The sequence below is a fragment of the Leifsonia sp. AG29 genome, from assembly GCF_009765225.1.
GTDB lineage: Bacteria > Actinomycetota > Actinomycetes > Actinomycetales > Microbacteriaceae > Leifsonia.
The window spans coordinates 1,138,860-1,156,822 of record NZ_VMSF01000001.1 but is presented as its reverse complement, the minus strand read 5'-3'; the positions used below and the strand labels follow the sequence as shown (position 1 = coordinate 1,156,822).

Sequence of the window (17,963 nt, the reverse complement as noted above, 5' to 3'; positions counted from 1 at the left end):
GCCGACCCGGGAAGGTCCGTTTAGCCTGGGTGCATGGCCAGATCCCATCTCACTCTAGCCGCGCTGGCCACCTCGGCCGTTCCGGACCTCCAGGTCACCGGGGCCACGGGCTACGGGCGGGGCGGTTCCGGCGAATACGACTCGGCGCTCCTCAGCACCCGCGACGGCGAGACCCTCATCGTGCGCGTCCCGGCCACGCAGGCGGCGGAGTCGGAGCAGGGCGCCGACCTGGTCGCGCTCCGCGCGCTCACGCAGGGCATCCGGAGCCGGCTGCCGTTCGACGTGCCGAGGTATCTCGGGCAAGCACCCGTGGGCAGCACTCGCGCGATCGTCTACGACTTCCTCCCCGGTCACCACATCCAGGTCGAGGACGTGCCCCCGGGCGACGGCCTCGCCGGGTCGATCGGCCACGCGATCGCCGCCATCCACTCCCTCCCGACGAGCTTCGTGGGAGAGGCCGGCCTGCCCGTCCTCTCGGCACCCGAGTGCCAGTCGGCGGCGAGCTCGCTCATCGAGTCCGCCGCGGCGACCGGCCTCCTCCCGGCGGCGCTCCGGGATCGGTGGCGCGACGCCGCCGCCGACCACACCGTCTGGCAGTTCCAGCCGACCGTGATCAACGGGCTGCTCACAGCGGACTCATTCCTCGTGGAGCACGACGTCGTCACGGCTGTCCTCGGCTGGTCGGCGCTGCGCGTCGGCGACCCGGCCCGCGACCTCCACTGGCTGCTCGCGATGAACCCGGAGGCGACCGACGGCGCTCTGGGCGCCTACGCCTCCACTCGTCAGGTCGCCACAGACCGTCAGTTCACGCAGCGCGCGATGCTGTATGCCGAGCTCGAGGTCGCCCGCTGGCTGCTCCACGGCCGGGAGGTCCGCGACCAGTCGATCGTCGACGACGCGGTGCAGATGCTCGACGGCCTGGTCGACCGGGTGCACGGGCACGCGGTCATCCCGCTCTCGACGGCCACCGGGCCCATCCTCGCGGTCGGCGACGTGGAGGCGATGCTCGATCGGACTCCCGGCGACCGTCCCGAGTCCTACGGGCGCTTCGGCGGCATGAAGCCGGTCGCGGAGGACCAGAGCGACCGGAGCTCCTCGGCGGTGTAGAGCCGCTCGGGTCGGACGACCCGGTCATCCGCCACGAAGTAGAAGACCGCGTCGATCCGCTCGGGGTCCGCCCCGGCGAACTCCGCGAAGGCGAGCCGGTAGAGCGCGAGCTGGAGCTGCTTGCGCTCTAGGTCCTCGGCGTCGCGGGGAGCCTTGCCGGTCTTCCAGTCGACGATCTGGTAGTCGTGGGTCCCGTCGTCGACGCGGTAGACCGCGTCGAGCTTGCAGACGATCACCTGGCCGGCGAGCGTCACATGGATCTCGAGCTCCACCTGTTCGGGCCGCCGCCCGGCCCACTCGCTCGCGGCGAAGGTCGCCTGGAGCTCCGTCAGGCGCTCCGCTTCGAGGAGATCGCCGGCCGGGTCGTCGAGTTCGTGCGCCGCGGCGTCGAGTTCGTCGGCCGAGCCCGCGACGGTGCCGAACCGATCCTCCACCCAGCGGTGGAACAGCGTGCCGAGGCGCGTCTGGCGGTACGGCCGCTCCGGCATGGGCCGGCGGAGGGACGCGGCGACGCCCGCCGGGTCGGAGACGTAGTCCTTGAACCGCGATGCGGGGATGCGCGCGGGGAGCGGGACGAGACCCGATTCCGACGCGCGCCGCGCTCGTTCCGCGAGGAGCAGGTCGAGGTCGCGGGCGTAGACACCGCCGTCGCCGGAGCCGCGCTCGCGCGCCGCCCGGACGGCGCCCGCGGCGGCTTCGACGGCGGAGCGTCGCGCACCCAGGGGCTCGAGCGGCCAGAGGACCGTCCGTGACTCCTGCGCGAACGGGTTCTCATCGGGTTCGTCGCACTCGGGAAGCCCATCCGCGGGGATCAGTCCCGCCGCCTGCAGCTCGAGCAGGTAGGACCCGGGCCCGCGCGGACGGGTCTGGGTCGACCAGTAGGAGCCGGTGAGCAGCAGCTCCTGCTTGGCCCGCGTGACGGCCACGTAGATCAGCCGCCGCTGCTCCTCGAGATGACGCGCGACGTTCTCCTCCTCGAAGGCCGCGATGGAATCGTGGACATCCTTCTGCGTGTCGGCCGTCCGCCAGGCCACGATCGGCAGCTCGGCCGAGTCGCCGCGGAACTCGTTCGGCAGCTGACCGAACGCGAGCCACCCCTTCTTGCTCTGGGGCGGACCCGGGAGCTCCCCGTCGACGAGGCGAGGGATCGCGACGACGTCCCACTCGAGGCCCTTGGCCCCGTGGATGGTGAGGATCTGGACGGTGCCGGGCTCGGCCTCCTCGCTGCGCGGCGCGAGGTTGTCGCGCTGCTCCGCCTCGGCCAACCACGCGAGGAACGATCCGAGGGTCGCCTGCTCGTCGCTCGCCAGGTACGAGGCCACCTGCTCCGCGAAGGCGTCCAGGCTCGCCTGGCCGAGCTGCGCGGTCTCGTTCGCCGCGACCTCGATGTCGAGGCGGAGTTCCTGCTGGACGAGCGTGACGAGGTCGAGCAGGTCCAGTCCGACCCTCGACCGGAGGCGGTCGAGCTCGCGGCCCGCCTCGCGCAGGCGCTCGAGGCCGACGGCGCTGAACCCGGCGAGCTGACCGTGGCCGTCGGGCGCCTCGACGACGAAGTCGAGCGCATCGACGAGGGAGGCGGACTCCTCGCCGGCCACCGATCGCCGCAGCCGGTCGCGTACCTCCGGATCGAGCTGCTGGAAGCGGTGGTCCCGCGCGGCCAGCCAGGACGCGACGCGCCGGAGGGCGGCGATGTCCTTCGGGCCGATGCGCCACCGGGCCCCCGTGAGCAGCCTGATCAGCTCCGATCCGGCCGTCGGGTCGTGCATGACGCGCAGGGCTGAGACGAGGTCGGCGACGACCGGCTGCTCGAGCAGGCCGCCGAGCCCGAGCACATGGAACGGCACGCCGTGCCTCGTGAGCGCTGCGGTGAAGACATCGATCTTCTTGAGCGACCGGCACAGCAGGGCCGCGCTGGGGGGTTCGCCGTTCGGGAGGCGGCGCTTCACCCGCTCGGAGAACCACGCGGCGACCGTATCGGCCTCCTCGGCGACCGTCTGCCCGAACGCGGTGTCGAGGCGGCCGGGCGCGGCGCCCGGCCGCGGCTGCAGGCGCTCCACGGCGACCGGGGAGGAGGCGGAGAGCGGCTCGACCAGGACGTTTGCGGCATCGAGCACGCGGACCGGGTTGCGCCAGCTCGTGCTCAGGGCGTATCGCGCCGCCCCGTCCCGCTCCCCGGTGAAGTCGGCACCGAACCGACCGAGATTGGCGGCCGACGCACCGCGCCAGCCGTAGATGGACTGGTGCGGATCGCCGACGGCCATCACCGCCTGACCGGCGAAGAGGGTGGCGAGCAGCCGGGTCTGGACGACCGAGGTGTCCTGATACTCGTCGAGGAGGACGACCCGGAAGCGCTCACGGTAGTCGCCGACGACCTCCGGCACGCGCTCGCACACCTGGAGCGCCAGAGCCACCTGGTCGGAGTACTCCACGAAGCCGCGCCGTCGCTTCTCCGCCGCGAACGTCTCGGCGAGCTCCAGCAGCGGAGGGAGAGACCCGACGGCCGCGACGGCCGCCCGGACCGAGGCGTACGCCTCCTTCACCCGTCCGTTCCCGGTGGGCAGCTCGACGACGCCGCTGAACGCGCGGGCCATGCGGGCCACCTCGTCGGCGCTGACCACGTTCTCGCTGAGGGCGCGGCTCAGGGTCACCACCGCGCTCGTCACCTGGTCGACGCTCTTGTCGAGCTCGACGAGCCGGTCGTCGGCGCTCGCCACGACGATGCGCCGCGCGAGCTGCCAGGCGGACGCCTCGCTCAGCACGGCCGACTCCGGTTCGCGACCGACGAGCAGCGCGTTCTCCCGGAAGATCGCATTGGCGAACGCGTTGTAGGTCGCGACCTCCGGTGCCTCGAACGGGTCGAACGGGATGTCGGTCAGCCCCGAGGCGACCAGCTGCTCGACGCGCTTCCGGATCCGCTCGGCGAGCTCGCCCGCGGCCTTGCGGGTGAAGGTGAGCCCGAGGATCTCGGGGACGCGGACATGACCGTTCGCGAGCAGCCAGACGACGCGGTTCGCCATCGTCTCCGTCTTTCCGCTCCCGGCGCCCGCGACGACGATGGCGGGGCGCAGCGGAGCCTCGATGACGGCCTGCTGCTGCTCGGTGGGGACGGGAAGACCGAGGGCCTCGGCGATGCGCGCGGCACTCAGCGAGGCAGTGGCTCTCACCGGGTCGGGCCGCGCGTCGGGCGCCTCCAGCGAGAAGGCCTGCTCGACGAGGTCGAGCCCGGCCTCCTCGGCCGCCCACTCCAGCACGCCGTCTTCGCCGGTCATGCGCTCACCGCCGGGACGAGGTGGATGCGGTACTCGTAGCGCGCGTGCGGGTCGCGCTCGCCGAGATCGACGACTCCCGCGAAGGTGGCGGCACCCATGCCCTCAGCGGCACGGGCCACCCGCTCCTTGAGGCGCTCCAGCCCGTCGTCGTCGATGCGCTCCTGCACCACCTGCTTGTATCCCTTCCCGGCGGCGCCGCGAGCGACGAACAGCAGCTTCGCGCCTCCGGGCGGCAGGTCGGCCGCCTGCTCCACCGCCCCGTGGGCCAGCGCGAGCTGGTAGGCCCCGAGCTGCGCGTGCGCCGCGGTCTCCGCAGCGGTCGGCACCGTCCGCCCGGTCTTCAGATCGACGATGACGACCGTACCCTCGGCGGTGCGCTCGACCCGGTCGATGGTGCCGCGGACACGCGCGCGCCCGACGTCGAAGGCGAACCCGCCCTCCGAGCCGAGCAGGCGACCACCCGCTCGCTCGAAATCGCGGAGGTACTCGGAGACGCCGGAGACGAGCGTGCGCGTCCGCCGCCGCTCCCGCTCCTCGATCCAGGGCGACTCGAAGGCGAGCTCGGCCCAGTGCTGCTCGATGCCGGCCCACAGGGCGTCGACACTGAGGTCGTCGCTCGACGCCGCCTCCTCCATGACGGCGTGGACGACCGTGCCGATCCCCGCCGCGAGCCCGCTCGGCGTGGCCGCCATCTCGTCGACGAACCACGCGAGCGGTGACTTCTCGAACGTCGCCAGCCGCGAGGGCGACACGGTCACCAGGGCCTCGGGGTCGTCCGGGTCGACGAGCGGCTCGGTGGTCGACGGCGCGAGCATCCCGTACCAGGAGGCCGGGTCGGCGCCTTCGACGCCGGCGTCGGCGAGCCGGGCGAGCGCTTCGGCGGCGTCCGGAGAGCCGGTGGTCACGAGCCGTCGGCGGAGCCGGCCGACCATCCCGCGCAGCGAGAGCGGGTGGAGGGCCTCGTCGCCGTCCTCCACGGCCAGGCCGGCGGCGAGCCGGAGGAAGGGCGACGGCTGCTCGTCGTCGTTGGCCGTCGCCGTGAGCAGCACCTGCCCGCGCGCTCGCGACACCGCGAGCGCGAACATGCGCAGCTCGTCGCCGAGCACCTGCGCACGCTGGTCCTGAGTCGCGACCTCGCGACCCTCGATCGCGTCGGCGAGCTCTTGGGGGTGGAGGAGCGACCCGCGCAGCCGGAGGTTCGGCCACACGCTCTCCTGCAACCCGGCAACGGCCACCACCTCGAACTCGCGACCGATCGTGGCGCTCGGGGTGCACACGAGGACCGCCTCCCCCACCGTCTGCGCGGCCAGCGTGTCCTCCGGCACCTCGGCGCCGAGGAGCTCGACGACGAAGTCGGCCGCGGGACGTTCCGGGTAGCGCTCGACGAAGCGGCGCGCCGCGGTGAACAGGGCGACCACGCCGTCCAGATGGCGGTCGGCCTCGTCGGCGACGATCCCGCTGCGCTCCGCCTGCTCGAGCCAGCGGCGCGCCAGTCCGCTTCGCTCCCACGCGTGCCAGATGAGCTCCTCGATGGTCGCCCCCTCGGCCGCCTTCTCGCGGCCGGCGCGGAGCGTCTCGGCCAGCCGCGCCGCCCGGCGGGCGTGAGAGGCGTCGATGGTGGCGAGGTGCGCCGGGTGGCTCAGCGCCTCGACGAGCAGGTCGTCGCCCGGGCGGTTGCCGTCCCCCGCGAGCTCCTCCTGACGGAGTGCCAGCCGCAGGCGCCTGAGGCTCACGCCGTCGAGCCCGCCGAACGGGCCGAGGAGGAGCTCGGTCGCGACGGCGGCCGTGAGCTCCACCGCCCCGAGCTCCACGCCGGCCAGCGTGATGAGCTGACGGGCCGCGTAGTCGTCGCGCAGGGCCCGGCCCGCGATGCTCGTCTTCGTGGGGACCTCCGCCACCGCGAGCGAACGGGCGAGGGCGGGCACATGGGAGCCGGAGCGCACGATGACGGCCATCTCGCCCCACGGGACGCCGTCGAGGAGGTGCCGCTCGCGGAGCTTGCGGGCGAGCCGCGCCGCCTCCCCCGGGCCGGACGACGCCTGCACGACGACGACCGGGGGCCGGTCTCCGCCCGGGGCGCGCTGGTCGTCATCGTGATCGTCCTCCGCCGGTGCGGCCGAGGCGACGCGCTGCATGCCGGCGGCCGCCGTGCCGATCCGTTCGGTCACCCGGGCTGTGAGCTCGCGCAGCGGCGCGCTCTGTCGATGCGCGGTCGTGAGGACGAAGCGCTCGACCGGTACGCCGAGGCGTGCCTCAAGCTGGCCCAGCGCCGAGGCCTCCGCCCCGCGGAACGTGGTCGAGGCGACGTCGGGGTCGCCGAACGCGATGACGGCGACGCCGCGCTGCGCAAGGGCGCGGAGCAGCGAGAGCGTGGCGAGCGTCGCCTCCTGGAGGTCGTCGACGAACAGCACCCGGAGGCCGTCGAGCCGGCTGCCCTCCCGCACGGCGGCCACGGCCGAGGCGACGAGCTCGGCGGAGTCGACGAAGCCGCCCCGGTAGCTGTCGACGACGAGCTGATACTCGGCGATGAACCGCGCCGCAGCCCGCCACTCGTCGTGGCCCGTGATCGCTCCGAGCTCCGACAGGCGGGACGGGCTCACACCGCGCTCCGCGCAACGCGCCATGAGTTCGCGCAGCTCCGTTCGGAAGCCGCGGAGACCGCGCACCTCGTCGACCAGCGGCTCGGGCCACACCGGTCCGGTGCCGTCCTCCCGGTGCCCGGCGAGCAGCTCGGCGATGATCTGGTCCTGCTCCCCTCCGGTCAGCAGCCGCGGGGGCTCGTCGCCCAGGCGGCGGGCGCGGTCGCCGACCAGCTGGAAGGCGAGCGAGGTCGCCGTGCGGGCCAGCGGGCCGTTCGCGGGCCGACCGATCCGCAGAGCGAGGCGATCGCGTAGCGCGGTGGCGGAGGCTCGGGAGGCGGAGAGCGCGAGCACCTCGCCGGTCTCGTACCCGCGCCCCAGGACGCGTTCCGCCATGGCCTCGACGAGCGTGGTGGTCTTGCCGGTGCCGGGCGCTCCGAGGACCGCGGCCGACACGCCGTCGCCGAGCGCGAGCACCTCGGACTGGGAGGCGTCGAGCGCAACCGCACGCTCGTGCTGCACAGCAGCACGAGGGAGGAAGCCGCTCGTCGTCATGCCTGCCACGGTATCGGCGTCCGCCGACAGAGAACGCGAGCGAGGGCCGCGAGCCGTGTGCCGTAGTCTGAACTCACATCCGCCGGTCGGCTAAAGAACGGCCCGCTACCCGGAAAGGCACAGTCGTGGAGATCCGCATCGGAATCGTCAACGCCCCCCGCGAGCTCAGCTTCGAGTCGTCGCAGTCGGCCGAGGAGCTGGCGGAGCAGGTGCAGACCGCGCTCAGCAGCGGCACCGGGTTCCTCCGCCTCACCGACGACAAGGGCCGCCTCTACATCGTCCCGACCGCGGGCATCGGCTACGTGGAGCTCGGCACCGAGGAATCGCGCCGGATCGGCTTCGTCGGCTAGCCTCCCCTCGTGGAACTGCTCTTCGTCGTCCTCGGCGGCGCCATCCTGGGCCTCGCCGCACGCTATCTCCTGCCCCGTCGCCACACCCACGGCGCCGTCCTGGTCCCGGCCCTCGGGGCCGCCGCGGCGAGCGTCATCTGGGTCGTCCTCACCTGGGCCGGGCTGGCCTGGGACGGCGGCTGGATCTGGTGGATCACCCTCATCGGCACGGCCGTCGTCGTCGCCGTGACCGATCTGCTCCTCGGACGCCTCCGGACCGCGAGCGACGAGCGGCTCCTGCACGAGCTCTCGCGCGGCGCCGTCGCCCGCTGACCGGCCTCACGGGCGTCCCGGCGCGGTGACCCCGGCTCAGGCCGTCAGGCCGAGCGCATCCATGCGCCGCGTGTGCGCCGCGATCAGCTCGGTGAAGATCGGTTCGATCCGCTCCTCATCCGATGCCCGGTTGCCCGACTGGTGCAGCGCGGAACGCGCGACGAGCAGGGTGTCGCCCACCAGCCGCCTCCCCCACATCGCGAGACGCGAACCGAGCTGGGGGTCGGCGCCGATCTCCTCGCGCAGCACCTCCAGGATCCCCTCCTGACCGGAGTCGGACCCGAGGAGATGCGCCGTGCGCGGCCCGACGTCGCCCGGCAGACCGGCGGCCAGCCGGATGAAGAAGTCGTCGAGCAGCCCGCCGGTCACGATCGCCGACAGCAGCGTCTCGCGCCAGTCGGATCCGAGCGTGGTCGCGCCGAAGCCCTCGATGGCGTCCGCGAACGGCTGCATGACCGCGGCCGGGTCGTCCCCGCGCCGCCGGATCTCGGCGATCAGACCGTGGTGCTTCGAGAGCGCGAGGCCCGCGGCGACCGACACGGGCTCCTTGGCGCGGAGGTCGCCGGCGTCCGCCGCGACCCTCGACAGGGTCTCGAACCGGCCGAGCTGGAGGTACGCCGCCTGCCCCAGGAAGGGCAGCAGATCCGGCATCACCTCGTGGAGGTCGACCTTCGTCGCGGGCCCGGGCGGTGTGCGCGGCGACAGCCTCGGGAGCTCGACGGTCGGGCGGCGGCGGCTGAACCAGGTTGACACGTTCAGCAGTGTATCGGCCCGCTCCGGTACGCTTGAGGTGCCGTCGGCGCAGGATCGACGGCCCTACGCCTGCGAGAGAACAGGGCGTAGACCCTCTTCCTTACGACGACAGGCTTCTCGAAACGTGACTTTCTCCGAACTGAACATCGACCACGACATGGTGGAGGCGCTCGCCTCCAAGGGCATCACCGAGCCGTTCCCCATCCAGTCGCAGACGATCCCGCTCGGCCTCTCCGGCCAGGACATCATCGGCCAGGCCAAGACCGGCACCGGCAAGACGCTCGGCTTCGGCCTCCCGCTGCTCCAGCGCCTCGGCCCGGACCCCGAGCCGGGAGTGCAGGCGCTCGTCGTCGTGCCGACCCGCGAGCTCGCGATCCAGGTCTTCGAGGACCTCGAGCAGGCCGCGTCGAACCGGCCGACGTCCATCGCCGCCATCTACGGCGGCAAGGCGTACGAGGGCCAGATCGCGCAGCTCAAGGCCGGCGCGCAGGTCGTCGTCGGCACCCCCGGACGCCTCCTCGACCTCGCGGGCCAGCGCCTCCTGAACCTCGGCAACGTCCGCGAGATGGTGCTCGACGAGGCCGACAAGATGCTCGACCTCGGCTTCCTCGCCGACATCGAGAAGCTGTTCGCGCAGACGCCCGCCACCCGGCACACGATGCTCTTCTCCGCCACGATGCCCGGGCCGATCGTAGCCCTGGCGCGCCGCTTCATGACGCGCCCGATCCACATCCGCGCCACCGACCCCGACGAGGGCCAGGTGCAGGCCAACATCAAGCACCTCATCTACCGCGCGCACTCGCTCGACAAGGACGAGGTCATCGCCCGGATGCTCCAGGCGGAGGGCCGCGGCAAGACCGTGATCTTCACGCGCACGAAGCGCGCCGCCGCCAAGCTGGTGGAGGAGCTCACCGACCGCGGCTTCAGCGCCGCCGCCGTGCACGGCGACCTCAACCAGGAGCAGCGCGAGCGGGCGATGGCCGCGTTCCGCGCCGGCAAGAAGGACGTCCTGATCGCGACCGACGTCGCCGCCCGCGGCATCGACGTCGACGACGTGACGCACGTGATCAACCACACCATCCCCGACGACGAGAAGACCTACCTGCACCGCGTGGGCCGCACGGGCCGGGCCGGCAAGACCGGCGTGGCCGTGACCTTCGTCGACTGGGAGGACCTGCACAAGTGGGCGCTCATCAACCGGGCGCTCGAGTTCGGCCAGCCCGAGCCCGTCGAGACCTACTCGTCGTCGCCGCACCTGTACAGCGACCTCGGCATCCCGGCCGGCGCCAAGGGCCGGCTCAAGCCGACGCCCGCGGTGAAGACCCCGGAGGGCGACGCCCCGCGCTCGGCGCCTCACGGTGAGAGCGACTCCGCGCGGTCCGGCGGCAACCGCCGTCGCCGCACGCGCAGCGGACGCCCCGCCGACGGCGCCTCCGCCTCCGCCTCCGCGCCGGCTCCGTCGCACGCCGACGGTTCGCCGGCCGCGACCGGCACGCACGACGGCGGCGGGGCTCAGCACCGCGACGGCAACAGCGCTCCGCGGCGCCGCCGTCGCCGCTCGCGCGGCGGCTCCCCGGCGACGCCCGCGAGCTGAGCCCGCGGGGTCAGTACCAGTTCGGCGTGTGGCTCATCTCGAAGTTCCACGCCGCGCAGGGTGAGCCGTACGAGCGGTTGATGTAGTCGAGGCCCCAGTCGACCTGGGTGTTCTGGTTCGTCATCCAGTCGGAGCCGGCGGACGCCATCTTGCTCGCCGGCAGCGCCTGCGGGATCCCGTAGGCGCCGCTCGACGTGTTGTATGCGTCGGCGCGCCACCCGGACTCGTGGTTCCACAGCTTGATCAGGCAGTCCATCTGACCGCCTCCCCAGCCGAACGCGGCCAGGCGGCTGTTGGCGTACGCCTGGGCGGCGGCCGGGTCCACCGTCATCCCGGGAGGCGGAGCCACACCGTCCGCGCCGCCCCCTCCGGAGTTCGCCGCCGCGGCTGCGGCCTTGGCGGCCGCGGCAGCCGCAGCTGCCTGCGCGGCGGCGACACCCGCGGCGTATTGCTGCTCGACCGACGCCTCCGTGTTCTGGAGGGACGCGAGCTGCTGGTAGAGCGTCGTCGCGTGCTGCTTCTGGTCGGCGAGGGCCGCGTCGGCCGCGGCCTTGGCGGCGTCGGCCTCCTCGCTGGCCTTCTGCGCCGCGACGGCGAGCGAGTCACGGATCTTCTGAGCCGCCTTGGCCTGATCGCTGAGCGATGCGGCGAGGTTCCTCTGAGCATCGGCCTGCGCGAACAGCGCGCTCGCCTGACCGGTGAGGCGCGAGACGGCTCCGAGCTGATACAGGAGGGTGTCCGACGCCTGCGCGCTGGTGCCGAGGAACAGGCGCAGCGACACACCCGAGCTGTCGGACCGGGTGAGCTGCGAGGCGAACCGGCCGCTCTGCGCCTTGAGCGCCTCCGCCTTGGCCGCGGCCGCCGAGGCCTGCGACCCCAGATCGTCCGCCTTCTGCGTGGCCGCGGCGAGGTCCGCCTTCGCCTTGCCGTACTCGCCGAGGCGTTTGACGGCGAGGTCGCCGGCGGCATCCGCTGCGGACTGGAGGGAGGCGAGGAGCCCGTTGATCCGGTCGACCTCGGCCTGAGCCGCCGCCGTGTTCGCCTTGGCCGCCTGCACGTCGGCCCACGAGGGGTACGACGTGTCCGCCGAGGCGGGGGCCGTGCCTCCCGCTACGACGAGTGCCGCCACGAGAGCAGCGGCGACCGCCGTGCCCGTCCAGATCCGTCTCATCCGCCACCTCGCTCCCGATCCCCGCGCTCCAGGCTACGGGGCGATCGTCACGAAGCGTAGAAAGGCGCCGCGCCTGTCGCGTCTTCGATCATCCGGTCGACGACGGCGGGGTCGGTCGTGTTCTCGCCGAGGCGATTGGGCTTGCCGGAGCCGTGGTAATCGCTGGAGCCGGTGACCGCGAGCCCGAACCTGCGCGCGAGCGCTCTCAACGTCTCGACGCCCTCGGTGCGGTTCTCGCGGTGGTCGAGCTCCAGGCCGAAGAGGCCGGCGTCGACGAGCCGTCGCAGGCGCTCCTCCGGGATGACACTCCCCCGGCTGCTGGTGGCGGGGTGGGCGAGGACGGGCACGCCCCCGGCTCCGCGGATGAGCCGGACGCCGGTGAGCGGGTCCGGCGCGTAGTGGGGCTGGAAGTACCCGCTCCTCCAGTGGAGGATCCCCGCGAAGGCGGCGCTCCGGTCGCTCGCCAGCCCGCGGGCGACGAGTGCGTCCGCGATGTGCGGGCGGCCCACGGTCGCGCCGTCCGAGGCCTGCGCCATGACGTCGTCCCACGTGATGTCGTAGTCCTCCGCGATCCGGCGGACCATGTCCTCGGCGCGGCGCATGCGCCCGGCGCGGATCCGCTCGGTCTCGGCGACGAGGGCCTCGTCGGTCGGGTCGAACAGGTACCCGAGCATGTGGACGCTGGCGAACTCGATCCGGGTCGACAACTCCATGCCCGGGATCACGGTGACGCCGGAGCGGACGGCCTCGGCGGCGGCGGCGTCCCAGCCGGCCGTCGAGTCGTGGTCGGTGAGGGCGACGGCGCCCAGGCCGGCGCGAGCGGCGGAGCGCACGAGCTCGGCGGGGGTCTCCGTCCCGTCCGACACGCTCGAGTGCGTGTGGAGGTCGACGGGACCGCGGAACCGTCGCGCATCAGCCATGCAGCCATCCTAGGAGTGGAAGAATGGTCGGCATGGAATCGCAGGCCCCCTCGGACACCACGGACGCCGCCGTCCCCACTGAACCGGCGGAGGCCCCCCGGGCCACCGCGAACCGGTCGACCACCCCCGGGTCGGAGGCGTTCCGTGCCTACATCGGCAGTGGCTGGGCCGAGCGCCCCGAGGTGACTCCTGCGCCCCGCGCTCAGGCCTCGTTCGCCGCTGCGCGTCGCGCGCGTGTGTCCGAGCTGTTCCCGGGCAAGCGGTTGATCATCCCCGCCGGCCGGCTCAAGCAGCGCTCGAACGACACCGACTACCCGTTCCGGCCGCACTCCGCCTTCGCCCACCTGACCGGGTGGGGCTCCGACTCCGAGCCGGGCAGCGTTCTCGTCCTCGAGCCGACCGCCGACGGCCACGAGGCGACCCTCTACTTCCGGGAACGCGCGGGGCGCGATTCCGACGAGTTCTACGCCAACCCCGAGATCGGCGAGTTCTGGATCGGCGCGCGGCCGTCGCTGGCGCAGGTGGCCGGCGATCTGGACCTCCCGACGCGCGCCCTCGCCGAGGTCGACCCCCTCCTCGACGAGGCCGACGGCGAGACGATCATCCTGAGGGAGGCGGACCCCGCGATCACGGACCGCGTCGACGCCGCGCGCATGGTGCTGTGGGACGACACGGACGGCGACCGCGACCCCGAGGACCACGAGGACGACGACCGGCTCGCCCGCGACCTCTCCGAGCTGCGGCTGATCAAGGACGATTTCGAGGTCGGCGAGCTGCGAGCCGCCGTGGCCGCCACCGCGCGCGGCTTCGACGACGTGCTGGCCGATCTCCCGCAGATCGTCGCGAACGCGCGAGGCGAGCGGCTCATCGAGGGCGCGTTCTACACCCGGGCCCGGGTGGAGGGCAACGCCGTCGGCTACGACACGATCGCGGCGAGCGGCCCGCACGCCTGCATCCTCCACTGGACCCGGAACGACGGCCCGGTGGTCCCCGGCGACCTGGTCCTCCTGGACGCCGGCGTCGAGGTCGACAGCCTCTACACGGCCGACATCACCCGCACGTTCCCGGTCGACGGCACGTTCGGCGAGACGCAGCGCCTCGTCTACGAGGCGGTGCTAGAAGCCGCCGACGCCGCCTTCGCGATCGTCCGCCCGGGCATCCGCTTCCGCGAGATCCACGCGGCCGCCATGGCGGTGATCGCGCGGCGCACGGCCGAGTGGGGACTCCTCCCGGTCACCGCCGAGGAGGCGCTCGAGGCGGAGAACCAGCACCACCGGCGCTACATGGTCCACGGCACGAGCCACCACCTGGGTCTGGACGTGCACGACTGCGCACAGGCGCGCCGCGACCTCTACCTCGATGGCACGCTCGAGCCCGGCATGGTGTTCACGATCGAGCCCGGCCTGTACTTCCAGCCCGACGACCTGACGGTGCCGGAACGGTTCCGCGGCATCGGCGTGCGGATCGAGGACAACATCCTCGTGACCGCGGGCGGTGCCGAGAACCTCTCCACCGCCATCCCGCGGACCGCCGACGACGTCGAGGCCTGGGTCCGGCGGCTCAGCGCCCGCTGAGCGGAGCGGCCCGGGTCAGGCTCCCGCGGGAGGGCGACCGCCTCCGGACTCCCCCGACGGCCCGGTCGGTCCCGACGGCTCGGACGGGGGCGCCGGCGGGACCGGCGGCTGCCACGGCTGCGGCGGATCGCTCGGATGCTGCGGGGCGGGCGGCTCGGTCGGGTGCTGCGCGGCCGGCGGCTCCGACGGATGCACCCACTCCGGCTGAGCCGTCGGAGCGCCGTGCAGGAGGTTGCGTGCGCGGTTCCCCAGTTCCGAGTCGACGAGCACGGAGTAGCTCGTCGCGATGACCTGCATGACCGAGGTGTAGTCGCGGCGCCGGCGGTTGATGGCGTACGAGACGATGCCGAAGAGCACGCCGAACCCGGCCCCGATGAGCACCGCGGCGAGCACGAACGCGAAGCTCACGGTCGGCGAGAAGATGATGAGGAGCAGTCCGAAGAAGATCCCCATCCAGGCGCCCGACGCGGCCCCCGCGAGAGCGACGCGGCCCCACGTCAGCTTCCCCGTGACGCGCTCGACGCTCTTCAGGTCGCTGCCCACGATGGAGACCTTGTCGACGGGGAAGTCGGCGCGGGCCAGCTCGTCGACCGCCTGCTGCGCCTCCGGGTACGTCTCGAAGGTCGCGACGACCTCACCGCGTGGGAGGGTCGGGAACAGGATCCTGTTGCGGCCGCCGAACGGGCTGGGTGTCGTCATCGCCCCATTCTGGCATCGACCGCCCGCGGGCGCTGGGAATCAGCCTGGGGACGGCTGCAAGGGCTTAGGTTAGTAGTCGTGAGCGCCGCCAGAGTCTTCGTCGCCCGGCTCGCCGGGACGGCCGTCTTCGATCCCGTCGGGGACCGGGTCGGGCGCGTCCGCGACGTCCTCGTGGTGTACCGCAAGAACGACCCTCCCCGGGTCGTCGGGCTGATCGTCGAGATCCCCGGCAAGCGCCGCGTCTTCCTCTCCATCGGCCGCGTGACGAGCATCAGCAGCGGGCAGATCATCACCACCGGCATCATCAACGTGCGGCGATTCGAGCAGCGCGGCGGCGAGGTCCGGGTCATCGCCGAGCTGCTCGGGCGCAAGGTGGTCTTCGCCGACAGCAGCGGCGAGGCCACCATCGAGGACGTCGCCATCGAGGAGACCGAGTCGGGCGAATGGGCCGTCGGCCAGCTGTTCGTGCGCAAGCCCAAGACGAGCGCGTCGCCGTTCGGCAAGGGCCCGACCACGTTCGTCGCCTGGAACGAGGTGCGCGAGAAGCGGAGCCGTGGGGAGGCGCAGTCGGCCGAGCAGCTGATCGCCACCTACTCCGAGCTGAAGCCCGCCGATCTGGCCAATACCCTGCTCGACCTGCCCGCTCAGCGCATGCTCGAGGTCGCGGAGGAGCTTCCCGACGACCGGCTCGCGGACGTCCTCGAGGAGATGCCCGAGAGCGAGCAGGTCCAGATCCTCGCGAGCCTCGACGACGACCGGGCCGCGGACGTGCTCGACCAGATGGAGCCCGACGACGCCGCAGACCTCATCGCCCAGCTGTCCGACGAGCGCGGCGAGCACCTCCTCGAGCTCATGGAGCCCGACGAGGCCGATGACGTGCGCATGCTCCTCAGCTACAACCCCGACACGGCCGGCGGCCTGATGACCACCGAGCCGATCATCGTGTCGGCGGACGCCACCGTCGCGGAGGGCCTGGCGCTCATCCGGCGCCACGAGCTCGCACCGGCGCTCGGCGCCGCGGTCTGCGTCACGCTCCCGCCCTACGAGCCGCCGACCGGCCGGTTCCTCGGCGTCGTGCACTTCCAGCGCATGCTCCGCTATCCCCCGCACGTCCGGCTGGGCACGCTCCTCGACCCGGGTCTCGAGCCCGTGACCGCCGGCACCTCCGCGGCCGAGGTCTCGCGCATCCTGGCGAGCTACAACCTGGTCTCCGTCCCCGTGGTGGATGACAAGTACCGTCTCGTCGGGGTGGTGACCATCGACGACGTCCTCGACTACCTGCTCCCCGAGGACTGGCGAAGTCAGGACGAGGACGAGCCCGTCAAACAGGCGGAGCCGTCCGACGAGACGGGGAGCATCCCCATCGTGAACGGGAGGAGGAGCGGACGTGGCACGCGGTAAGCAGCAGCCGGGGCTGGACGCCCCCAAGGGTCTCCGCACGCCCGTGCTCGGCTCCTCACGGAGGCGCGACCCGATGGAGCAGAGCGATCGCTTCGGGCGCTTCACCGAGTGGATCGCGCGCGGCATGGGCACGCCCTGGTTCGTGCTCGGGCTCACGATCTTCGTCGTCGCCTGGATGGCCTGGAACACCCTCACGCCGAAGACGTGGCGGTTCGACTCGGCCGACCTGGGGTTCATCACCCTGACCCTCGTGCTGTCTTTGCAGGCATCGTATGCCGCCCCGCTGATCCTCCTCGCGCAGAACCGTCAGGACGACCGCGACCGGGTGCAGATCGAGCAGGACAGGCAGCGAGCCGAGCGGAACCTGGCCGACACGGAGTACCTCGCCCGCGAGGTCGTGGCCCTCCGGCTCGCGGTACGCGACATGGCCACGAAGGACTTCATCCGGGCGGAGCTGCGCTCGCTGCTCGAGGACCTCGATCGCCGCGACGACGGCGACGGCGAGCAGGCGCGTGCCTGACCTCGCCGCGGAGGTGTCGCGCGCCCTGGGCAGCGTCATCGACCCCGAGATCCGCAAGCCCATCACCGAGCTCGACATGGTCGGCGGGGTCTCCGTCGACCCCGACGGGCGCGCCTTCGTCGGCATCAAGCTCACCATCGTCGGCTGCCCGGCCGCCGACGCCATCGAGCGCGACGTGCGCACGGCGGCCGCGGCCGTCCCCGGTGTCACCGGGGTCGATGTCGACGTCTCGGTCATGTCGCCGACGGAGCGCAAGGCGCTCATCGAGAGGCTGGGCGCCGGGCGCGCCTCCAAAGCCGATCAGTTCGGGCCCGACTCGCTCACCCGGGTCATCGCGGTCACGAGCGGCAAGGGAGGCGTGGGCAAGTCGACGCTGACGGCCAACCTCGCCGTCGCGCTCGCCGAGCAGGGCCTCCGCGTGGGGCTGGTCGATGCCGACGTGCACGGGTTCTCCATCCCCGGCATCCTCGGCCTCACCGACGCGCGCGGTGTCGCGGTCCGCCCGACGCGCGTCGACGACATGATCCTCCCTCCCGTGTCCTACGGGGTGAAGACGGTGTCGATCGGCATGTTCGTCGACTCCCCCTCTGCGGCCGTGGCCTGGCGCGGGCCGATGCTCCACCGTACGATCCAGCAGTTCCTCGGGGACGTGTACTTCGGCGACCTGGACGTGCTCCTCCTCGACCTCCCCCCGGGAACGGGCGACGTGGCGATCTCCGTGGGTCAGCTGCTCCCCCGGGCCGAAGTCCTCGTGGTGACGACCCCGCAGCCCGCGGCCGCCGACGTCGCCGAGCGCAGCGGCGTCGTCGCGCGTCAGACCGGGCAGACGGTCATCGGCGTGGTGGAGAACATGGCCGGGCTCGCCCAGCCGGACGGTTCCGTGCTCGAGCTCTTCGGCTCGGGAGGCGGGGCGGAGGTCGCTCGCCGGCTCTCGGCCGGTCAGGAGGACCCCGTCCCGCTGCTGGCCAGCGTGCCGCTCAGCGTGGCTCTGCGGGCAGGGGGCGACGCCGGAGCGCCCATCGTGGTGACCGACCCGGCCGACCCCGCCGCCGCGGCGATCCGCTCGGTGGCCGGCGCGTTGGCTGCCCGCGGCAGGGGCCTCGCCGGCCGCAAGCTCGGCTTCTCGGTCCGCTGACCGGCCGCTCGCGGCGGGGCGGGC

The 17,963-nt window shown here is 72.9% G+C and carries 14 protein-coding genes; 8 read left to right on the top strand and 6 right to left on the bottom strand.

Annotated features, from left to right (window positions below; translation table 11 throughout):
• Positions 1–33 precede the first annotated feature (33 nt).
• Complete coding sequence (locus FPT20_RS05610) at positions 34–1,107, top strand: phosphotransferase (protein ID WP_158863395.1); 1,074 nt, start codon at positions 34–36, stop codon at positions 1,105–1,107.
• Here the strand turns inward: FPT20_RS05610 and FPT20_RS05605 are convergent.
• Both FPT20_RS05605 and FPT20_RS05600 read right to left on the bottom strand, forming a co-directional pair.
• Positions 1,038–4,376 (bottom strand): ATP-dependent helicase, encoded by a 3,339-nt coding sequence (locus tag FPT20_RS05605; RefSeq protein WP_158863393.1) that lies wholly within the window; start codon positions 4,374–4,376, stop codon positions 1,038–1,040. The genes FPT20_RS05610 and FPT20_RS05605 overlap by 70 nt on opposite strands.
• Positions 4,373–7,510, bottom strand: a complete 3,138-nt coding sequence (locus FPT20_RS05600) for an ATP-dependent helicase (RefSeq protein ID WP_158863391.1) — start codon at positions 7,508–7,510, stop codon at positions 4,373–4,375. The genes FPT20_RS05605 and FPT20_RS05600 overlap by 4 nt, the downstream gene beginning before the upstream one ends.
• Before the next feature lie 125 nt (positions 7,511–7,635).
• Between FPT20_RS05600 and FPT20_RS05595 the strand changes: the two genes are divergently transcribed.
• A complete protein-coding gene (locus FPT20_RS05595; RefSeq protein ID WP_158863389.1) occupies positions 7,636–7,860 on the top strand; it encodes a DUF3107 domain-containing protein in 225 nt (74 codons plus the stop codon).
• 9 nt (positions 7,861–7,869) lie between these two features.
• Complete coding sequence (locus FPT20_RS05590; protein ID WP_158863387.1) at positions 7,870–8,172, top strand: hypothetical protein; 303 nt, start codon at positions 7,870–7,872, stop codon at positions 8,170–8,172.
• A 36-nt stretch (positions 8,173–8,208) separates the two neighbouring features.
• On the opposite strand, the gene FPT20_RS05585 is transcribed toward FPT20_RS05590, so the two are convergent.
• A complete protein-coding gene (locus tag FPT20_RS05585; RefSeq protein ID WP_158863385.1) occupies positions 8,209–8,925 on the bottom strand; it encodes a ferritin-like fold-containing protein in 717 nt (238 codons plus the stop codon).
• Positions 8,926–9,049: 124 nt separating this feature from the next.
• Between FPT20_RS05585 and FPT20_RS05580 the strand changes: the two genes are divergently transcribed.
• Positions 9,050–10,519, top strand: coding sequence for a DEAD/DEAH box helicase (locus FPT20_RS05580; protein WP_158863383.1), 1,470 nt, complete (start codon positions 9,050–9,052; stop codon positions 10,517–10,519).
• 10 nt (positions 10,520–10,529) lie between these two features.
• Here FPT20_RS05580 and FPT20_RS05575 read toward each other — a convergent pair whose 3' ends face one another.
• Positions 10,530–11,690, bottom strand: a complete 1,161-nt coding sequence (locus tag FPT20_RS05575) for a hypothetical protein (protein ID WP_158863381.1) — start codon at positions 11,688–11,690, stop codon at positions 10,530–10,532.
• Positions 11,691–11,737: 47 nt separating this feature from the next.
• Positions 11,738–12,610: a PHP domain-containing protein gene (locus FPT20_RS05570; RefSeq protein WP_158863379.1), complete on the bottom strand. Its 873-nt coding sequence runs from the start codon at positions 12,608–12,610 to the stop codon at positions 11,738–11,740.
• A 32-nt stretch (positions 12,611–12,642) separates the two neighbouring features.
• On the opposite strand from FPT20_RS05570, the gene FPT20_RS05565 reads away from it, so the two are divergent.
• On the top strand, positions 12,643–14,184 hold the full coding sequence (locus tag FPT20_RS05565; RefSeq protein WP_233265400.1) for an aminopeptidase P family protein: 1,542 nt from the start codon (positions 12,643–12,645) through the stop codon (positions 14,182–14,184).
• A 15-nt stretch (positions 14,185–14,199) separates the two neighbouring features.
• On the opposite strand, the gene FPT20_RS05560 is transcribed toward FPT20_RS05565, so the two are convergent.
• Entirely contained in the window at positions 14,200–14,883 is a 684-nt protein-coding gene (locus FPT20_RS05560) for a general stress protein (protein WP_233265399.1), read from the bottom strand.
• 78 nt (positions 14,884–14,961) lie between these two features.
• Between FPT20_RS05560 and FPT20_RS05555 the strand changes: the two genes are divergently transcribed.
• Genes FPT20_RS05555 through FPT20_RS05545 form a run of 3 tightly spaced genes read left to right on the top strand, consistent with a single transcriptional unit; the run spans position 14,962 to position 17,939 of the window.
• Positions 14,962–16,284, top strand: a complete 1,323-nt coding sequence (locus FPT20_RS05555) for a magnesium transporter MgtE N-terminal domain-containing protein (protein WP_158863375.1) — start codon at positions 14,962–14,964, stop codon at positions 16,282–16,284.
• The gene (locus FPT20_RS05550; protein WP_158863373.1) at positions 16,271–16,804 is read left to right on the top strand and encodes a DUF1003 domain-containing protein; all 534 of its coding nucleotides are present in this window, start codon (positions 16,271–16,273) and stop codon (positions 16,802–16,804) included. Before FPT20_RS05555 ends, FPT20_RS05550 begins: the two co-directional genes overlap by 14 nt.
• On the top strand, positions 16,797–17,939 hold the full coding sequence (locus FPT20_RS05545) for a P-loop NTPase (protein ID WP_158863371.1): 1,143 nt from the start codon (positions 16,797–16,799) through the stop codon (positions 17,937–17,939). Before FPT20_RS05550 ends, FPT20_RS05545 begins: the two co-directional genes overlap by 8 nt.
• The last annotated feature ends 24 nt before the right edge of the window (positions 17,940–17,963 follow it).